We start from the raw sequence: 25,227 nt of genomic DNA, 5'->3' as shown, positions 1-25,227 counted from the left end.
TACTATTACTCAACCTCTATCTGTTGTGTAGATAATCTCGCAAATATTTCAGGCTTATACATATCTTCAATTCGTGCACCCGGAAACTCAAAACTACCCTTTGTAATTGCACGCACAATACATCCATAAGCATATACAAGATCCTTCGAAGATTCTAACGGTGGAAAAGCAACTATTAATTTATCATCCCGTATCTCTACATGCTCCGGATTAATCTGCCTAAAGGAATATTTTAATGTCCCCGAAATCATATCATCCATCCCTTCCGGAGTTAACCGTGGATTTTCTATTTCTAATCCTGCTGGTAACAACTGCGACAAAATAAGATTATCAACATCGTACTCCGGTTTAACTGTAAACAAAAGTAAGTACACATTTCCTTGAGAATATTTATTATCCGTCAACACTTTTTTCTGCTGTGTATATACCATTCTTGTTAACTGAATATCCTGCGACTCCTCACCTGTAGGCGGATTGGTCGGAACTCCATGAATACTCCACAAAACAAACAAAGGCGATTCACATTTATTCTGTATTTCTACCTGAGTCGTTCCTTTAACCTTCTTAAAAAATAATTCGGTTCCCTTCAAATCCTCTATTTGACCGTTTATATTGATTTGAGCAACACATTCCGACGGCTGAACCCCTAATTTCTTAAAACTCATATCCAATGCCATTAACACAAAGGCTAATTCATAAGTGGTAAAAGAATACGATTTAGATACATATTCAATTAATGGTCTCTGACAATCTATAATTATATCCGGCGATGAGTCTGCTATTACATGCGAAATAAGCTTTAAAGCCAAAGACCTCATTTGTTGAGAATTAAACTCGTATGTATTCTTTACATTCTCATGTTCTGTCTCCCAGGTCAATAATTTAACATAGGGGACAATAAACTCTTTAGGCTTACCACAGATATGTGCACCCATAAGAAGCATAACCCTCAAATTCCGAGGCAAATCTACTTTCAAATAATTCACCAAACGCTCACTTGCGGATGGGTCTCCATTGATAGATAAGATAAGCGTTGCAAACGCCTGAGCCTCCCAGGCTACACTATTCTCCGAATCACCTCTACGACACACATCTTGCAAAAACTCCATAAGCCTTCGATATGGCTTTTCAGGAATTTGTAATTCTTTATCCCTATTTATAAGAGCCAGCAATAAGGCTGTATGAAGTGATGTTTTAAGGTCGGTAGAATTCGAATAAGGCCAAAGTGAAAAACCTCCATTTGCCTGCTGGTGTGCAAATATTTCATTAACAAGGGTTAGTAAAATATTATTATATAACTCCTTATTTATTGTCTCTGGCATAGAATTCTGGACATAATGACGAAATAGATACAACCCATATAATCGTGAAATTTTTTGTTCACAACATGAATACGGATACTTCCACAACCACGATATAGCCGGCTCTATTTGTAATAGTGGACTACCTCCCACTTTTATTTCCGTCTCTAACAGGTCATCCACAACAAAATCGTTAGTATCCAATTTAAGTATCTCCCCTGGAGAAATCATATACGTTTTTCTCCGTTGCTCATATATCGCAGGGATTCGATTAGGTATAGGCGTCTCTTGACTAAATTGGTCAACCACATTTCCTTGTTTATCAACAATTTGGTATTGCCAATCAATCTTCGCCTGACTTAAACCAGACACACAAGTTAAATTTATTTCGGGTGATAAACTAAGACTTTGAGGTTTTGATTCCCATTCAAAAAATGTAGGTATTATTTGAAGTGCTTCACTCGGCGACATAGAAACCTTGACATCTAACGGAACATCTTGAGAATTCAAACTCCTTGCAAATAGTATCGCCTTATCATTAGGTCGTAAAAATCTTGGCAAATGTGTCTGAATCACACAAGGTCTACGAACAAATAACGAACCTTCAACAGAACCCACCAGCTCTTTGTTAACACCTACTACCACTATTCGTAACGTACCATTAAATTCAGGCAAACGGAAAGAAGCCTTTGCGATACCCTGTTCGTCAGTACGAACTACACCAGACCATAAAGCAACAGGTTTAATCCAGGTATCACTTATTTCAGGCTTCCCAGATGATAACATTCTCGCCAACATATCACCACCAGGTAAGGTTGGGTCATAATGATAAGCCACATGGTCATAATAATGTACTCGTTGAATGGGTGAATAACGAGCCCTACCAAACCACGCATACGGGTCAGGTGAAATATACCCAACTATTGAATGTATCCCTTCGTCTACTAAAGCAATTGTCAACTCTCCTACCAAGGGTCTATTATCCTTATCCGTTGCCCGAACGGATACCTCAACCTCCGTCTGCGGTTTTACCTCTGTAGGCAAATCAGAAAAAACAAGATTTAATTTGCCTTTCGGATTTTCTACCTCAACTTTAGCAAAAGAAAATGAAGAATATGGGCTAATTTCCACTTCCTCTTTGGTAGGCACGTGTAGCGCCGAAACTCCAACCCAAACATTCGGATAATATTCTTCTTTTATTGGCAATGAAAACATCCCCTTCCCCGAAACAATATCTATAATCTGCCCATCCCATATCTTGTCTCCCTGAACTATTACCACAGCCTTACCATCGAAAGGCACTTCAATAGTTACAGGAACATCCTCACCAACAGACCACCTTTTATCCTCAATATGTATTTTTACCAGTTCTGGAGGCTTATCTTTCAAGTCAATCATTTGCGAAGGAACATAATAAAACGAACGTTCTGAAAAAACTTTTGAACCAACTCTTTGCGCCCGAATCCTATAAGAATAATACGGTAACGGACTATCAAATAAAACAACAGCCATCCCATTATTGGTGACTATTTTTTTCTGTTCAATAACTTTAAAGACACGTTCCCATTGCGGAAAAGCTCCTCTATAAACACGATTCACATAAGTCCATTCAACTTTCTCTAAAAATACTTCAACTTCCTGATCCGGAGCAGGGTCAAAATTTTTATCCACCAAAGCAACACTCGCCTGCAACTTATCACCAATCTTTTCAAGGCCTAACCCACAAACAATATCCTCTGGATAACCTATAACCTTCTTAACACCAAAAACTGCCCTGCCACCAGATTCCGAAACTTCCGCTATCGTCGATATTTCAACAGGTACATTAATAAAGCCCAGTGGATTAAACACAAATTCCAACTTCGATTTACCATCCTTATCCGTTTTTTGAACCCCTAAATCCATAACTACCGTCTTAAATATCTCATCGTTACCAAACCGATAACCCTTCCATTTATCACTCTCAAACTCCTTCTTTGTAATAACCAATTTCCATTTACAATTCAAATCATTGGCTGGTGGTCCTACAAAATAATGAGAAACAGATTCTACACTTTGTTTAGAACCTACAACCCAAAAATCTTCACTAACAGTTAGCTCCGTCTTAATCTGGTCGGGCACAAAATCCTCAATATGTATAATTGTAGAGCCACAAATACGTTCTCCACCTGGAACATACAAACCCAAATTATAATTTCCTGTCAAATACGTCATCTCTGTAACTATATCTTCACCACCCGTACCCAATTCCGACAAATTCACTATCTTACGTAAAATCACCTTATTTTGTGGATTAACAAATCGTAATTCTAAAGGAGCATGTACAACTTCTGAACCATACTTTGTCCTAACAATCCACCTCGAATGAATCGTCTCTCCCGGTCGATACAAATTCCTATCCGCATAAATAAAAGCATCATATCCTTCACTATCATATTTATCATACTTCTCCAAATCCTTAAAGGTAGGTAGCGGTTTAGGAACCAAAAATACAAAGGTAAAATCTTTATCAGTACGAACCGTCAATAGATATGGACTTCCCAACCCTTTATCATCAACTGATATTTTCACAAAACCCTTATTATCCGTTATACCTTCACCTACTTTACGATTCTTAATCGAATAAGCCGTTACAACTGCATTCGCTTGCGGAGTTAAATCTAACAAATCATGTACAAAGGCAATCAACCCCGTATCATTCCAATGCGAAACAACCCCCAATCTTGTCCACAACACATAACATATATCACTTCGAACTCCTTTATAATCCGAATAAAATCGATTCTCATCACCATACCCCCACTCATCTTCATAATCATACCTTTCATATTCCTCGTCATCTTCCTCTCCTGATGAGGTAGAAGCCTTATTTTCCCATGATGCCCTCAACACACCCGGTTTCTTTGTATCTGATAAACATAATGTAAAAACCCCTTTCGGATACCCAGCCAAGTAATTTGTCAAATCAACATCTACATAACTCGCTTTATCAATACAATTCGGAAATTCAACAGGAATAGCAGTCAGATATTTTGTCGTCCTCTCATTTATTTCAAACGGAATACTATTCGCCGAAACATTCCCTATCCATACAGGAAGATTTTCCGTAATCACCTCATAAACGTGAATATAACCCTTCGGAACATTACGACTACCAACACGCACAAAATTTTTTTCATGAAGAGGAACTATATAATATTTATCATCATTTGCAAAATCTAACGTTTTATACTCCGGAACCTTCGCCAACGGATATACATAATCATTTGATAAAACCTTATATCCAGAAATAGAATCGCCTCCCCATTCCAATCCTGCTTTCCATTTCATCACATAATTTATACCTGATTTCCAATCACCATCAATCTGAATATTACCCCATCCCTTCGTCTGCAACAAAAGATTCTCAACAGGAGGAATTATTTCAAGATAGTTTATAGCCTTATCAATATCAATCGGAGGCATATTAACCGAACACGAAACACCATCCAATCCTTTGTTATTCCAGTATATATAATCAATCTTAAAATCAGATGTACTCCTTTGAGAAGTCCATTTATACTCCTCCTGTAAAAGGGCATAATCCGTTGACCACGTATACTGTTTTATGCCTACATTAATAATATCCACCGAGATGCCTGGCTTAACCTTTAACAACCATGATTTAGATCCCTTCTCCTTAATGTAATCCCCCACATTAAAGGTTTTTCCCGAGGACGATACCGCATCTAACACCCTCCAATAATCAGGTTCCACATTTGCCATAGTATATGCCGTGCTAATTACAGGCTCATTAACCATCCCCCAATCCGCAGGAATCGCATTATATTCAATCCTCGCCTGATTAGGATAAGTCACATAAACAGATTTTAAAATAACACTGCCCGAAACAGGTCTTGAAAACGTAATTTGTAAATATCCATACTCCCTCACCTTACATTCAACCACCTCCAACCGCTCTTTCAAAGGAAATTCAAAATATGCCCCTTGCCCCTTATATCTCTTTTCACTGTCCCAATACCCAGGCTTTATCAGCATCTTATACGGCTCATCAGCAGACCTCTTTATCTCTAAATCAACTACCTCCGTTGGATTCCCTGTATCCTGCACACTAAACTCAACATCTCCTCCATCCTTATTAGTTAATAAAATAAACGACTTCACATCTCCCGCCAAAACCGCCTGACTAAACTTCAACGAAAACAAAAAACGGCTCTCATTTACATCCTTAAATTGACCTTCTAAAACCTTAATACCCTTTGTTGGTAATTGATAACACAACTTTTGAGGATCTATTTTCAAGCCATCTTCCGACTGCAACTGTGGATGTACACAAATCTTAATATCTTCAACATCTGTAGGCAAATCCTGCAATAAATTAAAAACGATTGCATTCCCCAAACATTCTACAACTCCCCTCAACGGCGGCTCTGTCTTTATATAATCATCAACAGATACATCTGATGGGAAATATACCTTTTTATCAAACACCAACATAAATTTTTTATCTATCACTTCCCCAGCCATTGGATATTGATATATCGGCTGTAATGATACGCTCTCACCCACCGTTTTTGGAACTCCTTGCACTCCTTCAGGAGACTTCCCAACCCCTTTACTTGCAGGTGTCCTATCCTCCTTCTTTATATTTCTATCTTGACAAGAGATAACTAAACAACAAACAATGGATAGGAAAACAAATACAAAATATTTACTTTTCATTGAACTTCTCCATTTACTTTTATGTTAAATTTTTCAAAAAGTAATCTCATGCATTCGCCTTAATATAAATACAATCGCCATCTTTAACTATATAATCCCGTCCTTCAATACGCCATGCTCCAGCATGTCTTGCTCCCGCTTCTCCACCATGCAACAAAAATTCCTTCACGGGAACGACCTCTGCACAAACAAAATGTTTTTCAAAATCGGTATGAATCATACCCGCAGCATTAATAACATGGGTTCCTTCCTTCACCGCCCATGCACGAATCTCTTTTGGAGGTGCCATCGTATAAAACGTTACCAAACTCAACAACCTATACGCAGTATGAACCACTTGTTCCAATGCCGACTCTGTTGCCCCATCCATCATCAAAAACTCTCTCCGTTCCGCCTCCTCCATCTCTGCCAATTCCATTTCTAATTGTGCACACACCTTAACAACCTCTGTCCCCTCATGTTCAGCCAACTTCCGTATCCCATCCAAAACAGGTGGATCATGCTCCAATCCTTTCTCATCAACATTCGCAACATAGATAATCTTTTTACCCGTCGTAAAACGCATCTCCTCATTTAACTCATGAAATATGTCACTATCCCGCTCAGGAAATACCCTTGCAGGAAGTCCTTTCTCAAAATGCCCCTTTAATCGTTCACACAATTCCAACAAAGGAATTACCTTTTTATCCCCTTTTACCTGTCGATGTAATTTCTCAATCTTACGCTCCAATTGCTGTAAGTCTGCAAATATTAATTCAATATTAACAACATCAATATCAGCAAGAGGGTCAATAACACCATGAACATGGACTATATTCTCATCCTCAAAACAACGAACAATATGAATCAATGCATCCGTTTCACGAATATGTGCCAAAAATTGATTACCAAGTCCTTCTCCCTTATGCGACCCTTTTACCAAACCTGCTATGTCCACAAACTCAATCGTTGCATAAATAGTCTGCTTCGGCTGAATCATTGCAGACAATCGGTCTAAGTTTTCATCAGGCACCCTTACCACTGCATGATTAGGCTCAATAGTGCAAAAAGGATAATTCGCCACCTGAGCATGATTACTTTGGGTTAGTGCATTAAAAAGCGTACTCTTACCAACATTAGGTAAACCAATAATCCCTACAGAAAAACCCACAACTTAACCTCCAATAAAAAAGTTTCTTAATATCATACCACGTCACGAATAAAAAATAAAGATATAACCCAAAAACAAAAAAATATTTCCTTCACATCTAACTACCTCCCCTAAAAAAAATGGCGCCCCGACCGCGAATCGAACGCGGGTCTAATCCTTAGGAGGGATTCGTTCTATCCACTGAACTATCGGGGCATAGGTTATTAATTATATTAAAAAAGACAAATAAAACGCACCAAAAAACATCAAAAATAGATTACTCGCCAATGACAGTTACAACAACCTTCCTACTACGCGGTTTAATGTCACACTCAAGATGAAATATTTGTTGCCATGTCCCCAAAATAAGATTCCCATCATGAAAAGGTACTGTAATCCCTGCACCCATTACTGTCGCCTGCAAATGCGAATGCCCATTCCCATCATGCCATGTCTGTTCGTGAGCATAACTTCGCCCCGGAGGAAATAATCGCGACAGCTGTTCCGGCAAATCACGAACAAGTCCCGGTTCATACTCAATAGTCCCTATACAGGCTGTACTTCCAACATTAAAAATATGAACTATCCCTACTTTCATCCCTGACTCCTGAACAATACGTTGCACCCGAGACGTTATATCCATCATCTCACCATACGTCTTTGTAGATATTGATACAATTTTTTGATACACCATAAACATCCTCTTCCTATAATTTTCCGTTAAAAAATTAATAAAAAATGTATATAATATAATACAAAAATTAAGGAATTTAATTATGGCTTATGTCGTAACAGAACCATGTATTAAATGCAAGTATACAGAATGCCTTCGTAATTGCCCCGTTATCTGCTTCCACGAAGGTGCAAATATGTTAGTTATCGACCCAGATGATTGTATTGACTGCGGTGCATGCGTCGACCCTTGTCCCGTAAACGCCATATATCCTGAAAAAAACATCCCAGAAAAGTGGAAACACTACATCCAAATCAACGCAACATATTCCAAAATCTGGCCTATCATTACCATCCCTAAAAAACCTCTTCCCGAAGCAGAATCCTTTGCAAAAATAAATGACAAGCACAAATATTTTGATGAAACTCCAGGCACAGGAGATATACAATAATAGAAAAGATATACAACTATGGAAAATAACGAACAAATATTAAAATCAAAATTCTCCAAACCCGCTAACAAAGAATTATACGAGACATTAGAGGGAGATAAGGTTCGTTGCTTTTCATGTGGACATCAATGCACTATATCTCCAGGTAAAAGTGGAATCTGCAAACTAAGATTTAACAAAGATGGCATTTTATATGCACCCTATGGCTACGTTGCTGGACTTGCAATCGACCCCATCGAGAAAAAACCTTTCTTCCACGTATTACCAGGTGATACCGCATTATCTTTCGGCATGTTAGGTTGTAATTTTCATTGCCCATTTTGCCAGAACTGGCTCAGTAGTCAAACACTCCGCGACCCCAATTCACTCATCCGTTTCGAACCTATCTCCGCAAATACAATATTAGAACTTGCACTTCAACATCATTCTCCCGTAATTGTTAGCACATATAACGAACCACTTATCACAAGCGACTGGGCATTCGAAATCTTCTCCTTAGCAAAAAATAGAGGTATCATTTGTGGTTATGTAAGTAACGGACACGCATCAGAAAAAGTATTACAATTTTTGAGACCCGTGACAAAACTATTCAAAATAGATCTAAAAACATTCCAACAAAAAAACTATGATAAATTAGGCGGAAAACTTTCTACTGTCTGCCATACAATTGAAAAAGCTGTCGAATTAAACTACTGGGTAGAAATAGTCACATTATTAGTTCCAGGCTTTAATGATAGCGATGAAGAATTACGAGAACTAACAAAATTCATCGCCAAAACAAATCCGAATATACCATGGCATGTAACAGGATTTTACCCCAACTATAAAATGAATGATGGTTTCCCTACAAGTGCACATCAACTTGAAAAGGCATATAAAATTGCTAAAGATGCAGGCTTAAAATTCGTCTACGCTGGTAACCGTCCCGGCTCCGTAAAAACAATGGAAAACACATACTGTCCTCATTGCCATGAGTTACTTATTGAACGAACAGGCTTCAATGTCTGGTCTAATAAACTAACAGATGGCAAATGCCCATACTGCGACACTCAAATACCTGGCATCTGGTCTAAAAACACAGACTAAAAACTATGCTACATACCCCACCCTAACTTGTGTGTTTTGGCCCCGATTTAATCTGAGAATACAACGCACTCTTCTTCTCTTCCACAATTCTATTAGCAATACCTATCACCTTATTTTTTAACCAAATAACTGTTTCACTATCCTCACGATAATCTGCAGGCCCGTATGCATCTATTCGGTCTGATTCTAAAAGTTCAATCACCTGCTGATATTTATATTCATCCCCTCTCGGATATACCGCATAAGTTAAACCGCCATGCTTACGCACCACCGAAAAACATGGAATATCACTCGGACCATCACCCACATAAATCATATTCTTAAATGGAACCCGTCTCGCATTTTCAGGTATCGAATCATTGACACGAATCCCCTCCACCTTATTTATCCCCTTATTAATCTCAAATAATGCTCGCGTTTTCGTGGTATGGTCAATGATATATCCAACCTGACTAATCAATCCCGATTTAGGTTGTTGCGTGAAATCCTCACCCGGTCCCGCCGGCACCTCAATAAATTCTGACGCCCATACCCCTGATATATACGGAGCTATCTTCGAACCCTTTATCATCTCTGCAAGACCACTACTCACAATATAATGCTCCACCTTTAAATCATATTCAAGATAAGGTTCCCTATTTAACTTTTGTTGAATCTCCAAAAAAAACTCCGGCAATCCCGGAAAAAATGGTATTTTCCCACCCAATTCCCTTAATTTTTGATTCGTCAAATCCGGAAACGTACCCGCCTTAACATAAGAAATAATATGCCACAAATAAGCAGTCTCTTCAGACACACGAATCCCCGCTTTCTTATAATATTCAGGTAAAGCATTAACCTCTTTCCAAAACGTTTGCTCATCCACACCATACTCAATAAACAACGGCTCCTGCATGTTCTTCGGCGTTAACGTAAAATCAAAATCCCAAACAATTGCAATTACATTTTGAGAAAAAGGCAATGATTTTCCACTATCCATTATTGTCAATCTATCCTCACCTTGACTTTTTATCTTTCTTATCTGATTTCGCCTCAGGTACCGGATTCGGTTCCACCACTTTCTCATAATCAGGTGGAATTAATTTCACAAACAACAATTCCAACGGTTGAAGCATTTTTGGAAATTCAACACTTTCATTATGAACTAAATCCACACCCTTTTGAAGATATCCTGTAAGCCGACATAAAACCACTTCCTTCCTCAAATTTAATAGATACAAATAACCACCACCATCAGACGAGTCGATGAACCGCGATTTTACCCCTTCCAAAGGATATCCCACCTTATTCACAGGTCTCGGTATCGGCGGTAATGCCTTATTGGAAATTACAGCATCCATCCCATGCAAATACTCTGTCGGCAAATTCATCCCACGCACCAAAACAGTATTACTCGTAGGTTGCACAACATCACGACGTGATTTACCTTTAGGGTCATACGGAATTTGAGTACCTACTCGTATAATATAATTTCCAGAACGAATATAATCAGTAATCATATTAAATACATCATCTTCTATCGCCAATGTCTGTGGCATAATCAATACCTTTGTATCCTGCAACACACCCGCCTCTATTTCACGCTCCGTTGCAAAACAGACATCATAACCTGCAAAAGAACTCCCCTCAAAAGCAAGCCGTGCCGATTTCAAATGGGGCACACCACCATCAAGAATCTTTGATGAGTCACTAAACAAAATACGTACCAACGGTTTTGAAATCTGCAACCCTCGCAATACTTCCCCATATCGCTTAAATAATCTGTTCGAATCAGCAATCGCCTTCCAAATAGGAACCTCATCTCTGAGATTCCCACCCAAATTTAACGCTATTACCTGTGCTCCAGAAACTACCATATCCCAAAGAAAACCCTGAGTATAATTATATTTCTCAGCACTTGTCATACCTTCCCGATATTGCAAATCAGCACGAGCGATAACCAGCGGTTTCCCTTGAGATACCGAGCGAAGCCATACCAAATCCACCGCCGGATCAGGATACCCCTGAGCATAAATACCATCCTCAGACTTAAAACATGCATTTAATGAAATAAAATCAAGATTTGGAATGACTCGTTCCCTATCAGGTGTAAACTTCGTCTCATCTAATTCAAATACACTCGCAGGAAAAGAAACAGAAAGAGGACATGGATGATCATGATATGAACGAATCCGCTCAAACACCATTTTAAGCATATTTGAAATCATATCCCGATGAAAATTCTGCCAATCATATTGATATGCCCGCTTATTTTGATAACTCCAGGATGGAGCCACCTCATCCCAAATAGTTATCTCATCATAGGTCGTCAAATGTGCATGCCAGATCTGATTTAATGTCTGTCTATCAGGATAATTAACCTTTGTCCATTCTATAAAAGACTGGCGGACAACATCTCCATTAAACTTAAACCGTGGATTAACTAACAAACTCATTCCTAAATAAAATGCATTGCTCCCATATCGGTCTACAATCTTTTTATATCCCTTTTCCAAAATTCCCTGAACTGCAGGAACAGCCAAATTTATAAAACCATCTTGAACACTATCAGGATATTTATCATAAAACCAAGCAGGCATTTGTTCTTGAATAAGCTGAATTAATATATAAACCTTATTTTCTATCAAGGTATCTATCAGCACATAAATCTCTTCAGGTATTTCTAACGTTTCCGTTTCCAATGGAACTAATTTATCTAAAGATATAGGAAAGACAACCAAAGGAATCGAACTATCAATAACCATTTTCACCTTATCAAGACTCGGGTCATCTAAATAAACACCCACAACACTTACAGGCTTATTATTCGCAAAAACACCCTCTGAATTAAGTGTTAACGATTCAAAGGTGTCCCCTTCGACACTACTCTCTACATCCCTTAAAAAAGATACCCTCAATGAAGATATTTGCTCCTCAAGAGTATTCAACGTGTCTGATAAATGCTCCCATTCCTTCTCTGAAAATTCCTTCTGTGCTTGCTCCATCAACTTCTTTGCCAAACTCGGCTCAACAGAAGTAATTTGATGTTCTGACGTCGTTAAATCAGATACATTTGCTAATTCCTTTTCAATCTCTTGTAATTTCATTTCCAGACCATGTGATGATATTTTCTCCATAACAAAATCAACAATTGCAGGTTTCTCCTCCTTTGTATATTTAACTTGGATTTTCCCCTCATACTCTCCATCTTGAAACCCTTCTAATGGAAGCGAAAACGAGCACTTATTAAATCCTTTAACTAATGCGATTTCCTGACTTGAACTTATAGCCAACTTCGAATCTTTTTCAGATAAATTGTAAACATCAAGGCTGACTAATACATAAGAATAATCATGTTTAGCATCCATATCACAAAGAATAGGAACAAATTTCTCTACCTCTTTTTCCAACAAACCACCAATACTAATATCTGCTATAACATTTTTACCTGCAATAGAATTTTTATGCATTATCCGTATTGCGGAGTATTCACTCTCTCCCACCCCAAAAGCATCAAAGATAAAAAAAACAATAACAAATAAAAAACAAATCAATAACCATTGCCTAAAAATAGCATTCCTTCGATACATCGTATAGTCCTTTTAATTTTAATTAAATTTCCATCATTCTACATCAAAACACAATCATTAAACGAATAAACCTAAATGATATTATACAAATTTACAATGTTTAAAGTAATCCCTCTTCACCCCGTCCACCTCGACCGACTTGTCCGCCCCGCCCTCCCCGTCCGACTTGTCCACCCCGCCCTCCCCGTCCGACTTGTCCACCCCGTCCGACTCGTCCGACTCGTCCGATTTGTCCGCCTCGTCCGACTTGTCCGACCCGTCCGCCCCGCCCGACCCGTCCACCTCGACCGCCTTGTCCGCCCCGTCCGCCTCGTCCGACTTGTCCGACCCGTCCACCTCGCCCACCCCATCCGCCTCGTCCGACCCGTCCGACTCGTCCGACTTGTCCGACCAAAAAACATTGACACCCTCTCCCCAAAATGATATATACTACTTATATGCCAATTTTTAACCTACACACAACATATTGTATTTTTCAAAAAAAATTTTAAAAAATATGAAACTTTTTCATACTCTCATAAGATTAATAAAGTATAGATTGTAAAGGCAAAAAATTGATTACGAAACAACAAACTAAAAATAGCACAAAAGGTAAGGAGCACTATATGCGAGCAAGTAAAATATTAATAACTCTCGCCTTTCTGTGCAGTAACCTATGGGCACTGGCAGACCCACTCTCTCTTGCACCAGATAAAGTTGATGAACAAAAAATATTCTGGGGCACAGCGAGCAAGTTCAATAAACCAGGGTTAGTTCGCTTTGAAGAAATCATTCAAGCGACCCCTGAATTTTCAGGAATTAAAACGCGAAAGATAGAAGCCGGAACTGCCAAATACTGGATTATGCTAAGTAAAGCCAGTGAGCGGGCAGTTCGTGTTATCCAAGAAGTTGCACAAGAAAGTCAATTTGACCTTGTAGCTGAATTTAATTACTGGCAAACTGCAGGAGACCAAATACCAGCAGAGGATATTACTGAAAAAGTTCTCGAAAGACTTGCAAAGAATAAATAAACAATACCTACTAATTGTTATTCACTCTTTTAATTTCCTATACTAAAAATAAAAAAGAAAAGGTCGTTCATGAAACATATATGGCGAAAAAACACTGGAATAGCAATACTCTTCTGTCTATTCTGTTTTTCCTGCCTACAGACATGTCAACATGCAAATCCAAAAACACATGATAAACATCCCCTTAATCTACAACACCGAAATATTTACAAAACAAATCCGACATCTTCAGATATTAAGTTAGCTCAACAGCTGATTGAACAAGGTCAGTTCTCACAAGCACTTCCAAAACTACTCTCTGTTTTAGAAAGTGGAGACAATACCAACTCAGCAAATTATTATTTAGGTATCGTCTATCAAGGGTTAGGAAGTCCTCAAAACGCATTGACCCATTACATTAAATACTTGCAAAATGAACCAAAAGGAATATATGCGGAACACGCAAGAAAACAAATAGGTGAGTTATTAGGTACCACCATAAACCATATTGAAAAAATTGATACTATTGAAAACCATATCAAAAACCTTGAAGCAAAACTACAACAGGATAAAGAGAACCCAGAATTAATGTTACAATTAGCAAACTGGTATTGGATAAATCAAGATTATTCAAAAGCGGGCACTTTATACAAAACCCTCGTTACGATGAAACCTGAACTATGGAATGACCCAACCATTACAAGCCGAATTGAAAAAACACCCACTAGCGAAATAGTTGTGTTAACACCAGAAGAAGCACTAAAAAGAGAAGCAGAACGGAATCCCATCGTTTTCTTCAATGTTACCTCATTCCGCAGTGGTCGTCAAAGCGGTTGGTCAAACGATTTTAAACACCATATTTATAATGTTTCTGGACAAATACGAAACCGAAGCACACGAACTATAAAAAATGTTAATATTCAACTGACTATATATGGCTTCAGCGGAATGGTATACGACACCAAAAACATATTTATCGGAAATCTAAATCCAGGGCAACATAAACCTTTCAGTGCACAGTTTGTAAATTTTGATAATATTGAAAACATAGACCATTATGATTATACTGCATACTATGATGAATAAATTGAAAATAAAAAAAGATAGTATTAAAAAGTACAAAATTCCAACACTAATAAGTGTCTTAATTTCAATACTGTCTTTTACCTCACTAACAACCGTAGCCCAGCAACCTGCACCTCAACAGGTAAGTGTTTCAGTTAAAATTATAGAATTTCAAACACACATTGGAAGCGAAACGGGGCTTTCAGGTTATTTCCGCCAAAAAACAGACCCACGCCCTTATGGAAGAGTATCAACAGGGAATCCTGCAATCACTACTGGTGATTTAACCTTTCCCACAACACAATCTTCTGCCATCACGGTATTTTTAGACCGAATGACAAGTAAATGGGGCGATTTTGAAGCAGTCCTACAAGCATTAGTAAACCAAAACCGTGCATTCATATTATCTCGACCCAAAGCATTAGTACCCGTAGGAGCATCTGCTCCTACCGTGATACAAACAGTACAAGAAATACCCTACGAAAACACTATCGTCGTCGGCGTCGTGACTCAACAAGTAACCGAATTTAAACCTACTGGGGTTAACTTAAGTGTCCAGGCAAACCAGGTGATTGATGATGATGGCGACCCAAGAACCACTGAAGATATCTATATCCAGCTTACACTAACAGCAGCCATCACTGAAGAAGGACAACGACTAAGCGTAGCCATAGCTGGCAACACAGCAAATACAATCAGCGTACCTGAATTTATTTCACGTAGTATAACAACTACAATTTGGGTTAGACATGGCCAGGTTCTAATATTAGGCGGGTTATATAGAAATACACGAACAAGAACTTCATCCTCAGTTCCATGGCTAATACAGGGAGAAGAATTAGCCAACGGATTAATACAAAGAGTAACTCCATTCAAAGCACCAGAAATACCCCTAACTCAAGGCCTTGGAAACAAGAAAAAGGAAGAAGGACGACGAGAACTTGTATTCCTATTAAAAGCAGAATTATGGCGTCCCTCCTATACCGTTGCAGACCAATACGGATTCACAACCGAAGAAGAAAAGAAACCAACAAAAGTATCTCCCACTGAAATTATTACTAATGTTTTAGGTGGTCTCAAAGAAATTCCCGAAGGCATCGCCGAAGGCATTACAGGCGTTGAAATCAATAAAAATGAAAATGGGGTTAGTTCTGAGTTAGGTACGGGAGATAAGAAAAAATGACACAACTTTTGATACCATCCTTAAAAAATATAAAAATCAACATCGTGCTAACGATAGTAATCTCTTTATTACTTTTCTTAACTTCTCCTACCTACACTCAGAATGCACAACCTGCACCACCACCTCCCCCTCCAGCCGAACAACAACCACCTCCCCCTCCTCCTCCAGCCGAACAACAACCACCTCCTCCTCCCACTCCACCGCCACCAGTTGACATACGACAGGTTCAAGTTCAGGTCTGGATAAGTGAAACAAACGAAAATGGCTTAAGAAAATTAGGAACAAACTTAAACTTTGTGCGATTTTACCGAGAAGAAGAACATGAACACCTTAAAATACCTCAAATAACAACCAATACAACAGATGTCTCTCAAGACTTCTCATCTGTAACCCTACCCGCCCCATCACCTAATCCTAAACAACCACCTTTCAACGTTCCCTACAAAAATCCAGACTTTGAAAAACCACCTCTACGTAACGACCCAGACACTGCCACTGCTGGAATCCAGACCCCACAAGGGGGTGGTTTAACGTTCAGCATACTTACATGGGATTATGGAACATTGGATGGGGTATTTCGTGCCCTTGAAACAAAGTCTGACGTCGACCTCATTTCAAAACCCGAAATCTTGGTTATGAACGGAACACCAGCAACTATCAAGGCAGGTGGACAGGTGCCATACCAATCTGTAACAAAGGGTGCATCCGTTCCTAACCTAAGCGTTGCATGGAAAGATATCGGAGTTAACCTTGAATTAATCCCGACCATCTTGCCAAACAATATGGTGCAACTTGAAATCAAACAATTAGACGTAACAGATATTACCCGAATAGACCGACTAAGAGGCATTGACCTACCCGTATTCTCAAAGCGGTCTCAAACGGGGTTCGTTATGGTTCCGAACGGTCAAACATTAGTCATAGGTGGATTATCCAGTCGCAATATTCGGAAATCTGAAAATCGAGTACCAGGTATCGGAAAAGTACCTTTACTCGGAATTCCATTCCGTTCAAGACGGTCTCAAGCAGACATTACCCACCTCTTAATATTTGTTCAGCCCACAGTCGTTGACCTTCGCTCTATGTCAGAAGAGGGGTCGAGTGCTTTACGTTTCTGGGAAAAACGCGGGGATAAATGGGAAAATAAGGAACGCATAGAAGAAGAAATCAAAGCTATGCAAGATGATTTATAACACCTCCCGACTGAAAATGTCCAATCCTTTTTGATAATATAGTGATATGTAAGTAACGTTTAAAATTAAAACAGGCAAAACGACTTTATGAATATTAACTTAATAAAAACGTGGGTAAAAAATCCTTTATTTCTTTCAATTTTAACGGGTATACTTGCGTTCCTATCCTTCCCTAACTTTCATTTCTATATTCTAATCTGGGTAGCATTTGTACCTCTATTTATAACCTTCTTTTTAGAAACAAAACCTAAAAAAGTAGCATTGTATTTTTTTATAAGTGGTTGGGTTTTTCACTCACTCACTTTAAACTGGCTCATTGTCAATATGTTCTGGGTAGGTGGACCAGCGTTCATCGGTTACCAATTACTCTCAATGGGACTTTCTGCATTCTGGGCAATTATAGGTTTTTTAGTGAGTAAACATTTTTCCCATCAAAATTCTATTTTCCGTAACTATGTTTTCGGTGCCCTCTGGGTAGGGATGGAATGGGTGCAAGCCCATGCTTTAACGGGGTTTGGCTGGTGTAATTTAGGGTATAGTCAAGGTCCGAATTTGCTTTTTTCTCAGTTAACCTCTTTAGGTAGTGTCCCTTTATTATCCTTTTTCATTATATTAGCAAATATATTTATAGCAGAGGCGATTATCCAAAAAACTCATCGGTTAAAATCCATAATTCATGTTGTATGTGTCATTTTAGTTGTTCATTTTATAGGCTGGCTATTATTACTCAATACATCCATTAAAGAAGGGACTACCCGAGTAGCAATTATTCAGCCTAATTTTCCGCAAGAGATGAAATTTGACCCGATATGGTATCGGGATATGGTGGAATGGGCAGTACAATATTCAAACACATTATTAAAGAATCAGAAGGTAGATATTGTTTTTTGGCCTGAGGCATTAGTAATGACGGACTATTCTACACCTGGGATATTAGATCTATTACAGGACTTTGCACAAAAGCAGTCCGTTCATCTAATAACTGGAACAACACGTTTGGATGAAGAAGGTGGTGATTATAACTCGTGTGTGTGGATAAATCCAGAGGGGAATGTCATGGATTATTATGATAAGGTTCACTTAGCACCTTTTGGTGAGTATTTACCTCTTGCTCAGTTTTTGCCTTTTTTACGAAATATTTTGCCTTATGATGTAAGTTCGGGAAAGGAACAAAAAATATTCTCAATCAATGAGCATAATAAAATTGGGCCTTTGATATGTTTCGAGGTCCTTTTTTCAAATATGGCACATCACTTACGAAAAAATGGGGCAACTGCCTTAGTCGTTTTAACCAATCTATCATGGTTTGGCGGGACAAATGCTTTACCGCAGGAGTTAGAAATATGCCGTATGCGTGCCATCGAAACCCGTCTACCTGTGATTCACTGTACCAACACGGGTATCTCAGGTATATTTGACCCACATGGCAAATTTTATGTGGCTCATATTCTCATCGGTAGGGATAAAACCTATTTATTCGAACCTATATTAAACAACCCAGGAATTAGTGTAAGAGCCCGGTTAGGCGGTATTTTTACACTTCCCTGTCCCTCTGAAAGAATATCTTCATTTTTAAATCCTGATTATGTTTCTATGATGGTTGGAATCTTAGGGATACTCTTTTTGCTCATTGATACATTTATTCGTAATAGGAATAAAGGGGGAACCACAACTTATGTCTCCTGAAACTCATGAAAAAGCGACTATCTCACGGTGGAAATATGCTCTTATTTTCGCAGTAGGGACGCTATTCAGTCGCTTATTGGGGCTTGTTCGGGATATATTAATGGGGTGGTATGTGCCTGATTTTTCCCGTGATACTTTCCTATTTGCTTTTCGGCTACCAAATACCTTTAGGGATCTCCTTGGTGAGGGTGCGGTTAATGCTTCATTTGTTCCTGTTCTTTCTGAGTATAAAGAAAAAGGCGGGATAGAAGAGATGCGGAAATTGACGAACTCTCTTTTTTCGACTATGTTTGTGATATTAATTGTTGTATCAGTTTTTGGTGTTCTGTTTATGCCATTCATTCCTAATATAATAGACACGCTTCATACTATTACTAAAGAAACTCCGAAAACAGAGGAACAACTAAATCTTGCAGTATTAATACTTCAGTGGTGCTTTCCATATTTGTTCTGGATAGGAATTGCGGTGTTTATGATGGCACCATTGTTTATATTGGGGGATTATAAGACACCAGGGATGGCACCCGCTTTACTTAATATTTCACTTATTATTTGTATCTTTATCCCTTATTTTTTACAAATTGATATTATCTGGTCGTTAGTTATAGGTCTTTGGTTAGGAGGTATTTTACAGGCAGTTGTTTTATTTTTAGCGGTATGGAAAAGGTTAAGAGCCCCTACTTTTACAAAAAACTGGTATAATGAAGGAGTTCGAAAGGCATTTTTATTATTACTCCCTGTTATTTTTGGTCAGGCGGCTGGAGAAATAAATAAACTTGTAGATAGTTTTTTTTCTTATTCCCTTCCTGAAGGAACGGTATCTGCTTTGTTTTATGCAAATCGACTTATTCAATTGCCACTTGCAATATTTGGCACAGCCATATCTGTATCCATATTGCCTGAATTATCCAAGTATTTTGCTAACAAAGAGATATATAAGATAAAACAGGCGTTAAGGGAGGGGACATTACAAACCTTATTTATGATATTACCTACTATGGTAATTTTGATATTACTAAGTAAACCAACTGTAAAACTGCTATTTGAAAGGGGTCATTTTGGTGCAGAATTAACAGAGAAAACAGCACATGCTATTATAATTTATTCTATTGGCGTGATTGGGTTTTCAGGGGTAAAGGTTTTAATTCAGGGGTTTTATGCTATGAATAATACAAGTATACCTGTTATTATCTCATCAATAAGTATGATTTTAAACATCATTTTAAATATTATTCTTGTAGGACCATTAGGCTATATAGGATTGGTTTTATCAACCGCTATTTCATTCTGGGTTAATTTTTTATCACTCTTTGTAATTCTCAGTTTTAGGTTGGGTAATTTAGTTAACAAAGAATATTTATTGAATATCATGAAATATGTGATTTCCATTTTTTTTATTATAGGTATATTTTTTATAATAAACATGCTTGTGAATCTAAATAGTATAAGTGGGACTCTAAAACTTGGGCTATATGTTTTTTTTATGGGTTCTACTTGTTTCACATTGTATCTTTTTATTGCATGGTTATTAGGTATCAAGGAAATAAACCAAGTTTTATATCTCGTCCTTAAAAAATAATTTGGTTTGGACAGCATTTAATTATTAAATTTTGATATAATTTTCTGCTAATTTTTAGTAACCTTGAAATAAAAAAAGAAAGGTATAGATATGACAGAAACATGCAAATTAATTTTAAGAGGTAATGAATATGAATTACCAGTATTTGAAGGAACTGAAAAAGAAATCGGCATTGATATTCGAAAGCTTCGTGAAACGACTGGTGCATTAACTTATGACCCAGGATATGGCAATACGGGTTCATGCAAAAGTGGGATAACATATATTGATGGAGAAAAAGGTATATTGCGGTATCGTGGTTATCCCATTGAATCATTAGCGGGAAAATTCCCTTTTTCTCAGATTGCATACTTATTGATATATGGAGAATTGCCGACACCAGCACAGGCAAAAGAATGGAGAAGACAACTCACGCTGAATAGTTTTATACATCAAGGGATGGTAAACTTTTTCTCTTTTTTTCCTGATAATGCACATCCGATGAGTATTTTAAGTTCTATGGTAGCGGCAATGCCTTCATTTTATCCTAATTATGAAAAAGAGGATATAAATAATATCATTGTCCGAATTATTGGTCAGGCAAAAACAATAGCGGCATTTTCATATAAAAAATCTGTTGGCGAGCCGTATATATATCCACGAACAGACCATTCTTATTGTGCGAATTTTTTGCGAATGATGTTTGCGTCTCCTGCGGAAGATTATGTTGTACCCAAGGTGTTTGAGAAGGCACTCGATTTGTTGTTAATTTTGCATGTTGACCATGAACAAAATTGTAGTACATCAACAGTAAGGATGGTAGGAAGTTCGATGGCGAATCTATATGTAAGTGTTTCGGCTGGAATTAGTGCGTTATGGGGACGTTTACATGGGGGTGCTAATGAAGCGGTATTGAATATGTTACAGATGATTTATAATGATGGAGCCAACTATAAAAAATATGTGGAATTAGCCAAAAAGAAGAACTCAGACTTCCGTTTAATGGGATTTGGGCATCGTGTTTACAAAAATTATGACCCACGTGCAAAACTGCTAAAAGGTGCGGTTGATTCTATTTTTTCAGAAATGGGGATTAATGATCCATTATTAGAGATTGCTAAGAATTTAGAAGACGTTGCTTTAAATGATGCCTATTTTATTGAGAAAAAGTTGTATCCAAATATTGACTTTTACAGTGGTATTCTCTATCGTGCGATGGGTATCCCGACACAAATGTTTACTGTATTGTTTTCATTAGGAAGGATTCCAGGCTGGATTGCCCATTGGTTAGAGATGAGGAATGACCCAGATACACGGATTCATCGTCCAAGGCAGATATACACAGGACCTAATGAACGGCAACCGAATGTATGATGTAGGTTATTATTCTATTGTTGATTTGTCGATTTTATCGTTACATTGCCGTTAGTGAGGTATGTATTTAAAACATCAAGAATTAGTGCTGGGTTATCGGTATCGAATAATTTATAGAAATTATTCAGAGCAAGGTTGTAATTGGTCATCATTTCGTTCAGTGTCTGGGTAAAATCGATAAGGGATTGGGTATCGGATAAGGTATTTGTCGAACTAAGTATCCGCAACATAGCATTTACTGCTTTCTGAGCATATTCAAGTCCAGCTATTCTTTCTTGAATTAGTGTGGAGCTTGTATCTATTTTTACACCGAGATTTTTCAATGCTTCGTAGATTAACAAAGCGGTTTCGTAATCTCCTATATCCTCATAGTATTTACCGTAATCTAAGAGGGTTTGAACCATGTTTTCTAAATCTTGACTTTCTCGCAAACCCAACGATGCGGAAGCGAGCAGTTTTGCCATTTCTGGGTCTACTCCTTTTGCTAATAGTGCTTCCATGTATGCTTTGGCTGTAATAGTGGAGTAAGAATTATAATTTGTGGCACTGTTGGCATCTGTAATGCAATTTATTGCTTTGTCGGGCAGTCCATTTTTCATATAAAGTTCTGCTTCTATAAAATGAGGAAGGGCATTTGATGGGTCTAATTGACTCCACTCTGTTAAATGATTGTAAATATCATCGTTGGATACATTATCAAGTTTCATCAGTGTTTGAACCATAGCGTAGCGGAGATATGCATCATTTGGGTTATTGTCTATTGCTGCTTGAAGGACGACACGTGCTTCATCTGGAGGTAGGAATTGAACCGCACCTAAAACTGCTTCTGGTGAAAGGCCTGATTGTTGGAGTAATTCTCTTGCTTCTTCTGGGGAAAGGGTTGCCCAGACCCCCATTCGCATTAGTTTCCCAGCGTTGGCTAATGCATTTTCTTTTAGTTGATTTGTCCAAACAGAAAGTGCACCTTCAACATAATTTTTCCTATGGGTAGACTTGCCATTGTCCATCTTAATGGCTATTTGTTTATTCTGGGAATTTGATTCGGAGTCTATCTGATAGAATGGCTGGGTTGTTTTATAAGTATCATTACGTATTGTGTTATTTTCTTTAATATTTGAATTTGTAGCGGTGTCTATCTGACGATTTGTTAAATCTTGATTTAAGGAAAAGTTTATAAAGACACCGAGTAATGTAAGTACGAGGACGGCGGCTATTGCCAAAGGAATAACATAGTTATACGATGCATGTTTTGTGGCTATTTTGTCTTTTGATTTTTCGTTTCTATTAGATGTGATGTTGGATTTTAGTTTGAATATTTTTGGTTTTTCTTTGTTTTTTGTTAAGTAGTCTTTTCCTTTAATTTTTTTTGCTACTTGAGCAGAGATATCAACGTCATTCAGTGCTGGTGTAATGGCTGAGGAAAGTTCAAAGAGTTCTTCTTCTAATTTTTCTATCGACTTTATTTTCTCTTCTTGCTTTTCTTTATAATGATTAATTTTTTCTAAAATAGACGGTAATAGGTCTGTATCTAATACTGGTGCTTCCCATGTGCTTCCTATGTTATTTAAAGATTGGTGGATTTGGCATATTTGTTCAATTTCATCTCTTAATAGTAAGGAATGTTCTAATTTTAGTTCACACCTATACCGTGAGACATCATTGACTTCTTCTTCGATGTATAAATTCCATTCTACAAATTCTGGAATTACGTCTTCTTTGTCAATAGCATTGCGAATAACTTGTTCCCCATTTTTAACTTTAGATATTTCTGTAAATATTGTTTCTTTAATATCTATTTTTGGTAAGGTTTTTTGTAAATTTTCACCTATGGTTATCAAATTATTTTGCATTTCTTTTATTTTTTCGACGAAATTTTTGCATTCGGCACACTTATCGATATGCTCAGAATAAAATATCTCATTTATCTCTTCTGATATTATTCCGTAGTATAATTGTTCTCTATATTTTTCACAATCGTTATTCATCGAAATCTTTCCGCTCATCTAACCTATCTTTTAAGTATTTCAATATTCTGTGAAGTTTTGTTCGAACGGCACCTTCGGTAGTATCAAGGATTTCGGCAATATCTCTCGCATGCATTTTTTCAAAATAGCGAAGTACGATAACTTCACGAGCATCTTCAGGTAGTTTGTTTAATTCATCCCAAAGTATTTTTTGGCGTTCTTCTATGACAAGTTTTTCAAAGGGTGTAAGGGATTTTTGGTTTTCGAAGCCTTGCTTCGTTGGTTCACTTTGCTCATAATTTTGGTTTTCGATATAACTATCGAATGTTTCAAAATGTATTAACTTTTGTCTTTTTAATTCGTTCAGGCATAGGTTTCGGGCGATACATAATAACCATGGTTTAAGTCTTTTTTCGGAGTTGTATCGGTCACGTGCGATATAAAGACGAAGGAAAACTTCTTGCACGGCGTCTTTTGCCATTTCTATATCTCTCAAATAATGGTAACAAAAACGAAATACTTCATTTTGGTATCTTTGAACTAATTCAATGAGTGCGGTTTCTTCTCCATGAGCAAGTAGGGTCATTAATGCTTCATCTGAGTAAGAAGAACGTGGTGTTTTATCACCATCCATAAATTGTAGTGAGTTGTTCATACTATTCCCTATTAAATTTCACTTTTATTGGTAATTATATATACATTTAAGTTTCACTTTTGTTACTATAAATTCTTTACAAAACTTTTTCGAATTCAAGTATGGTCTTTTCGACGGGGATAATACTTTTTATATTTTTGTTTTCAACCAGTTCATCAATATCTTTTAGGTATTGATAGAAATCTTGATAAATGGCTTTTTTAAGGGCATTGTCGTTGGGAAACTGGAGCATGTTTTGTATGCGTTCACAGAGATGTATAAATTTTTTGTATAGATTGTTTATCTGTGGGGGGGCATTTTTGTACGTTTTTATTTTTTGAAGCACATTTTCTCTAATTTTATAGATTAGGGGGGAAAAAGTGTTATTTATCCATGCTTGTTGTATTTCGAAGGGAGTATTCTCTTTGTCTTCTGTTTTTATGTGGTACTCTAATAGTAATTTTGAAAGTATCAAGGTTGAAACCCAAACTTCTCTTATTGCATTTAGGTCTTTTTCAGGGATTGTCAAATGAGGCACATATGTTGTGATGAGGAAGTAAGTGGCTCTATAACCGACGAAAAGACTTATAACAAGGGATAATAAGGTAATGATTATAATTAGTAATAAACGTTTGTTAAGATTTATCATT

At 37.5% G+C, this 25,227-nt stretch carries 18 protein-coding genes and 1 tRNA gene; 9 read left to right on the top strand and 10 right to left on the bottom strand.

Annotation, left to right across the window (positions count from 1 at the left end):
- Positions 1-5 precede the first annotated feature (5 nt).
- From PLJ10_04095 to PLJ10_04080, 4 genes are all read right to left on the bottom strand, one after another.
- A complete protein-coding gene (locus tag PLJ10_04095) occupies positions 6-6,023 on the bottom strand; it encodes an MG2 domain-containing protein (protein HOK08825.1) in 6,018 nt (2,005 codons plus the stop codon).
- 46 nt (positions 6,024-6,069) lie between these two features.
- A complete protein-coding gene (gene ychF, locus PLJ10_04090) occupies positions 6,070-7,173 on the bottom strand; it encodes a redox-regulated ATPase YchF (GenBank protein HOK08824.1) in 1,104 nt (367 codons plus the stop codon).
- Positions 7,174-7,293: 120 nt separating this feature from the next.
- A tRNA-Arg gene (locus tag PLJ10_04085) sits at positions 7,294-7,368 on the bottom strand.
- 61 nt (positions 7,369-7,429) lie between these two features.
- Positions 7,430-7,846, bottom strand: a complete 417-nt coding sequence (locus PLJ10_04080) for a secondary thiamine-phosphate synthase enzyme YjbQ (protein HOK08823.1) — start codon at positions 7,844-7,846, stop codon at positions 7,430-7,432.
- 82 nt (positions 7,847-7,928) lie between these two features.
- On the opposite strand from PLJ10_04080, the gene PLJ10_04075 reads away from it, so the two are divergent.
- Both PLJ10_04075 and amrS read left to right on the top strand, forming a co-directional pair.
- Entirely contained in the window at positions 7,929-8,276 is a 348-nt protein-coding gene (locus tag PLJ10_04075; protein ID HOK08822.1) for a DUF3470 domain-containing protein, read from the top strand.
- A gap of 18 nt (positions 8,277-8,294) precedes the next feature.
- Positions 8,295-9,362: an AmmeMemoRadiSam system radical SAM enzyme gene (gene amrS, locus PLJ10_04070; GenBank protein HOK08821.1), complete on the top strand. Its 1,068-nt coding sequence runs from the start codon at positions 8,295-8,297 to the stop codon at positions 9,360-9,362.
- A gap of 22 nt (positions 9,363-9,384) precedes the next feature.
- Here amrS and PLJ10_04065 read toward each other — a convergent pair whose 3' ends face one another.
- The 3 genes from PLJ10_04065 to PLJ10_04055 form a co-directional block, all read right to left on the bottom strand.
- A complete protein-coding gene (locus PLJ10_04065; protein ID HOK08820.1) occupies positions 9,385-10,341 on the bottom strand; it encodes a haloacid dehalogenase-like hydrolase in 957 nt (318 codons plus the stop codon).
- Between the two features lie 16 nt (positions 10,342-10,357).
- Positions 10,358-12,931, bottom strand: coding sequence for a beta-galactosidase (locus PLJ10_04060; protein HOK08819.1), 2,574 nt, complete (start codon positions 12,929-12,931; stop codon positions 10,358-10,360).
- Positions 12,932-13,031: 100 nt separating this feature from the next.
- Positions 13,032-13,325, bottom strand: coding sequence for a hypothetical protein (locus PLJ10_04055; protein HOK08818.1), 294 nt, complete (start codon positions 13,323-13,325; stop codon positions 13,032-13,034).
- Between the two features lie 211 nt (positions 13,326-13,536).
- Between PLJ10_04055 and PLJ10_04050 the strand changes: the two genes are divergently transcribed.
- The 7 genes from PLJ10_04050 to PLJ10_04020 all read left to right on the top strand — a co-directional run bounded on the left by PLJ10_04050 (position 13,537) and on the right by PLJ10_04020 (position 21,979).
- A complete protein-coding gene (locus tag PLJ10_04050) occupies positions 13,537-13,941 on the top strand; it encodes a hypothetical protein (protein ID HOK08817.1) in 405 nt (134 codons plus the stop codon).
- A gap of 69 nt (positions 13,942-14,010) precedes the next feature.
- Positions 14,011-15,006 (top strand): FxLYD domain-containing protein, encoded by a 996-nt coding sequence (locus PLJ10_04045; protein HOK08816.1) that lies wholly within the window; start codon positions 14,011-14,013, stop codon positions 15,004-15,006.
- A gap of 1 nt (position 15,007) precedes the next feature.
- Entirely contained in the window at positions 15,008-16,168 is a 1,161-nt protein-coding gene (locus tag PLJ10_04040; GenBank protein HOK08815.1) for a hypothetical protein, read from the top strand.
- Complete coding sequence (locus tag PLJ10_04035; GenBank protein HOK08814.1) at positions 16,165-17,361, top strand: type II and III secretion system protein; 1,197 nt, start codon at positions 16,165-16,167, stop codon at positions 17,359-17,361. The genes PLJ10_04040 and PLJ10_04035 overlap by 4 nt, the downstream gene beginning before the upstream one ends.
- A gap of 87 nt (positions 17,362-17,448) precedes the next feature.
- Entirely contained in the window at positions 17,449-19,047 is a 1,599-nt protein-coding gene (lnt, locus tag PLJ10_04030; GenBank protein HOK08813.1) for an apolipoprotein N-acyltransferase, read from the top strand.
- Entirely contained in the window at positions 19,037-20,626 is a 1,590-nt protein-coding gene (gene murJ, locus PLJ10_04025) for a murein biosynthesis integral membrane protein MurJ (protein HOK08812.1), read from the top strand. Before lnt ends, murJ begins: the two co-directional genes overlap by 11 nt.
- A 90-nt stretch (positions 20,627-20,716) precedes the next feature.
- Positions 20,717-21,979, top strand: coding sequence for a citrate synthase (locus PLJ10_04020; GenBank protein HOK08811.1), 1,263 nt, complete (start codon positions 20,717-20,719; stop codon positions 21,977-21,979).
- Between the two features lie 14 nt (positions 21,980-21,993).
- Here the strand turns inward: PLJ10_04020 and PLJ10_04015 are convergent, their stop codons facing one another.
- The 3 genes from PLJ10_04015 to PLJ10_04005 all read right to left on the bottom strand — a co-directional run bounded on the left by PLJ10_04015 (position 21,994) and on the right by PLJ10_04005 (position 25,226).
- Positions 21,994-23,982 carry a hypothetical protein gene (locus tag PLJ10_04015; protein ID HOK08810.1) on the bottom strand — a complete coding sequence of 663 codons (1,989 nt, stop codon included), beginning with the start codon at positions 23,980-23,982 and terminating at the stop codon, positions 21,994-21,996.
- On the bottom strand, positions 23,957-24,598 hold the full coding sequence (locus PLJ10_04010) for a sigma-70 family RNA polymerase sigma factor (GenBank protein ID HOK08809.1): 642 nt from the start codon (positions 24,596-24,598) through the stop codon (positions 23,957-23,959). The genes PLJ10_04015 and PLJ10_04010 overlap by 26 nt, the downstream gene beginning before the upstream one ends.
- Positions 24,599-24,674: 76 nt before the next feature.
- Positions 24,675-25,226: a hypothetical protein gene (locus PLJ10_04005; GenBank protein ID HOK08808.1), complete on the bottom strand. Its 552-nt coding sequence runs from the start codon at positions 25,224-25,226 to the stop codon at positions 24,675-24,677.
- Between the last annotated feature and the right edge of the window lies 1 nt (position 25,227).

Origin of the sequence: Candidatus Hydrogenedens sp. (genome assembly GCA_035361075.1) — a bacterium.
In the GTDB taxonomy this organism is placed as follows: Bacteria; Hydrogenedentota; Hydrogenedentia; order Hydrogenedentales; family Hydrogenedentaceae; genus Hydrogenedens.
Note: the sequence above shows the minus strand (reverse complement) of the source record. Positions and strands in the feature narration are given on the sequence as shown.

Excerpts from the sequence above, each read along its gene's own strand:
- PLJ10_04095 (HOK08825.1), bottom strand. The coding sequence starts at position 6,023 with ATGAAAAGTAAATATTTTGTATTTGTTTTCCTATCCATTGTTTGTTGT.
- PLJ10_04080 (HOK08823.1), bottom strand. The coding sequence starts at position 7,846 with ATGGTGTATCAAAAAATTGTATCAATATCTACAAAGACGTATGGTGAG.
- PLJ10_04075 (HOK08822.1), top strand. The coding sequence starts at position 7,929 with ATGGCTTATGTCGTAACAGAACCATGTATTAAATGCAAGTATACAGAA.
- amrS (HOK08821.1), top strand. The coding sequence starts at position 8,295 with ATGGAAAATAACGAACAAATATTAAAATCAAAATTCTCCAAACCCGCT.
- PLJ10_04065 (HOK08820.1), bottom strand. The coding sequence starts at position 10,341 with ATGGATAGTGGAAAATCATTGCCTTTTTCTCAAAATGTAATTGCAATT.
- PLJ10_04060 (HOK08819.1), bottom strand. The coding sequence starts at position 12,931 with ATGTATCGAAGGAATGCTATTTTTAGGCAATGGTTATTGATTTGTTTT.
- PLJ10_04050 (HOK08817.1), top strand. The coding sequence starts at position 13,537 with ATGCGAGCAAGTAAAATATTAATAACTCTCGCCTTTCTGTGCAGTAAC.
- PLJ10_04045 (HOK08816.1), top strand. The coding sequence starts at position 14,011 with ATGAAACATATATGGCGAAAAAACACTGGAATAGCAATACTCTTCTGT.
- PLJ10_04035 (HOK08814.1), top strand. The coding sequence starts at position 16,165 with ATGACACAACTTTTGATACCATCCTTAAAAAATATAAAAATCAACATC.
- lnt (HOK08813.1), top strand. The coding sequence starts at position 17,449 with ATGAATATTAACTTAATAAAAACGTGGGTAAAAAATCCTTTATTTCTT.
- murJ (HOK08812.1), top strand. The coding sequence starts at position 19,037 with ATGTCTCCTGAAACTCATGAAAAAGCGACTATCTCACGGTGGAAATAT.
- PLJ10_04020 (HOK08811.1), top strand. The coding sequence starts at position 20,717 with ATGACAGAAACATGCAAATTAATTTTAAGAGGTAATGAATATGAATTA.
- PLJ10_04015 (HOK08810.1), bottom strand. The coding sequence starts at position 23,982 with ATGAGCGGAAAGATTTCGATGAATAACGATTGTGAAAAATATAGAGAA.
- PLJ10_04010 (HOK08809.1), bottom strand. The coding sequence starts at position 24,598 with ATGAACAACTCACTACAATTTATGGATGGTGATAAAACACCACGTTCT.
- PLJ10_04005 (HOK08808.1), bottom strand. The coding sequence starts at position 25,226 with ATGATAAATCTTAACAAACGTTTATTACTAATTATAATCATTACCTTA.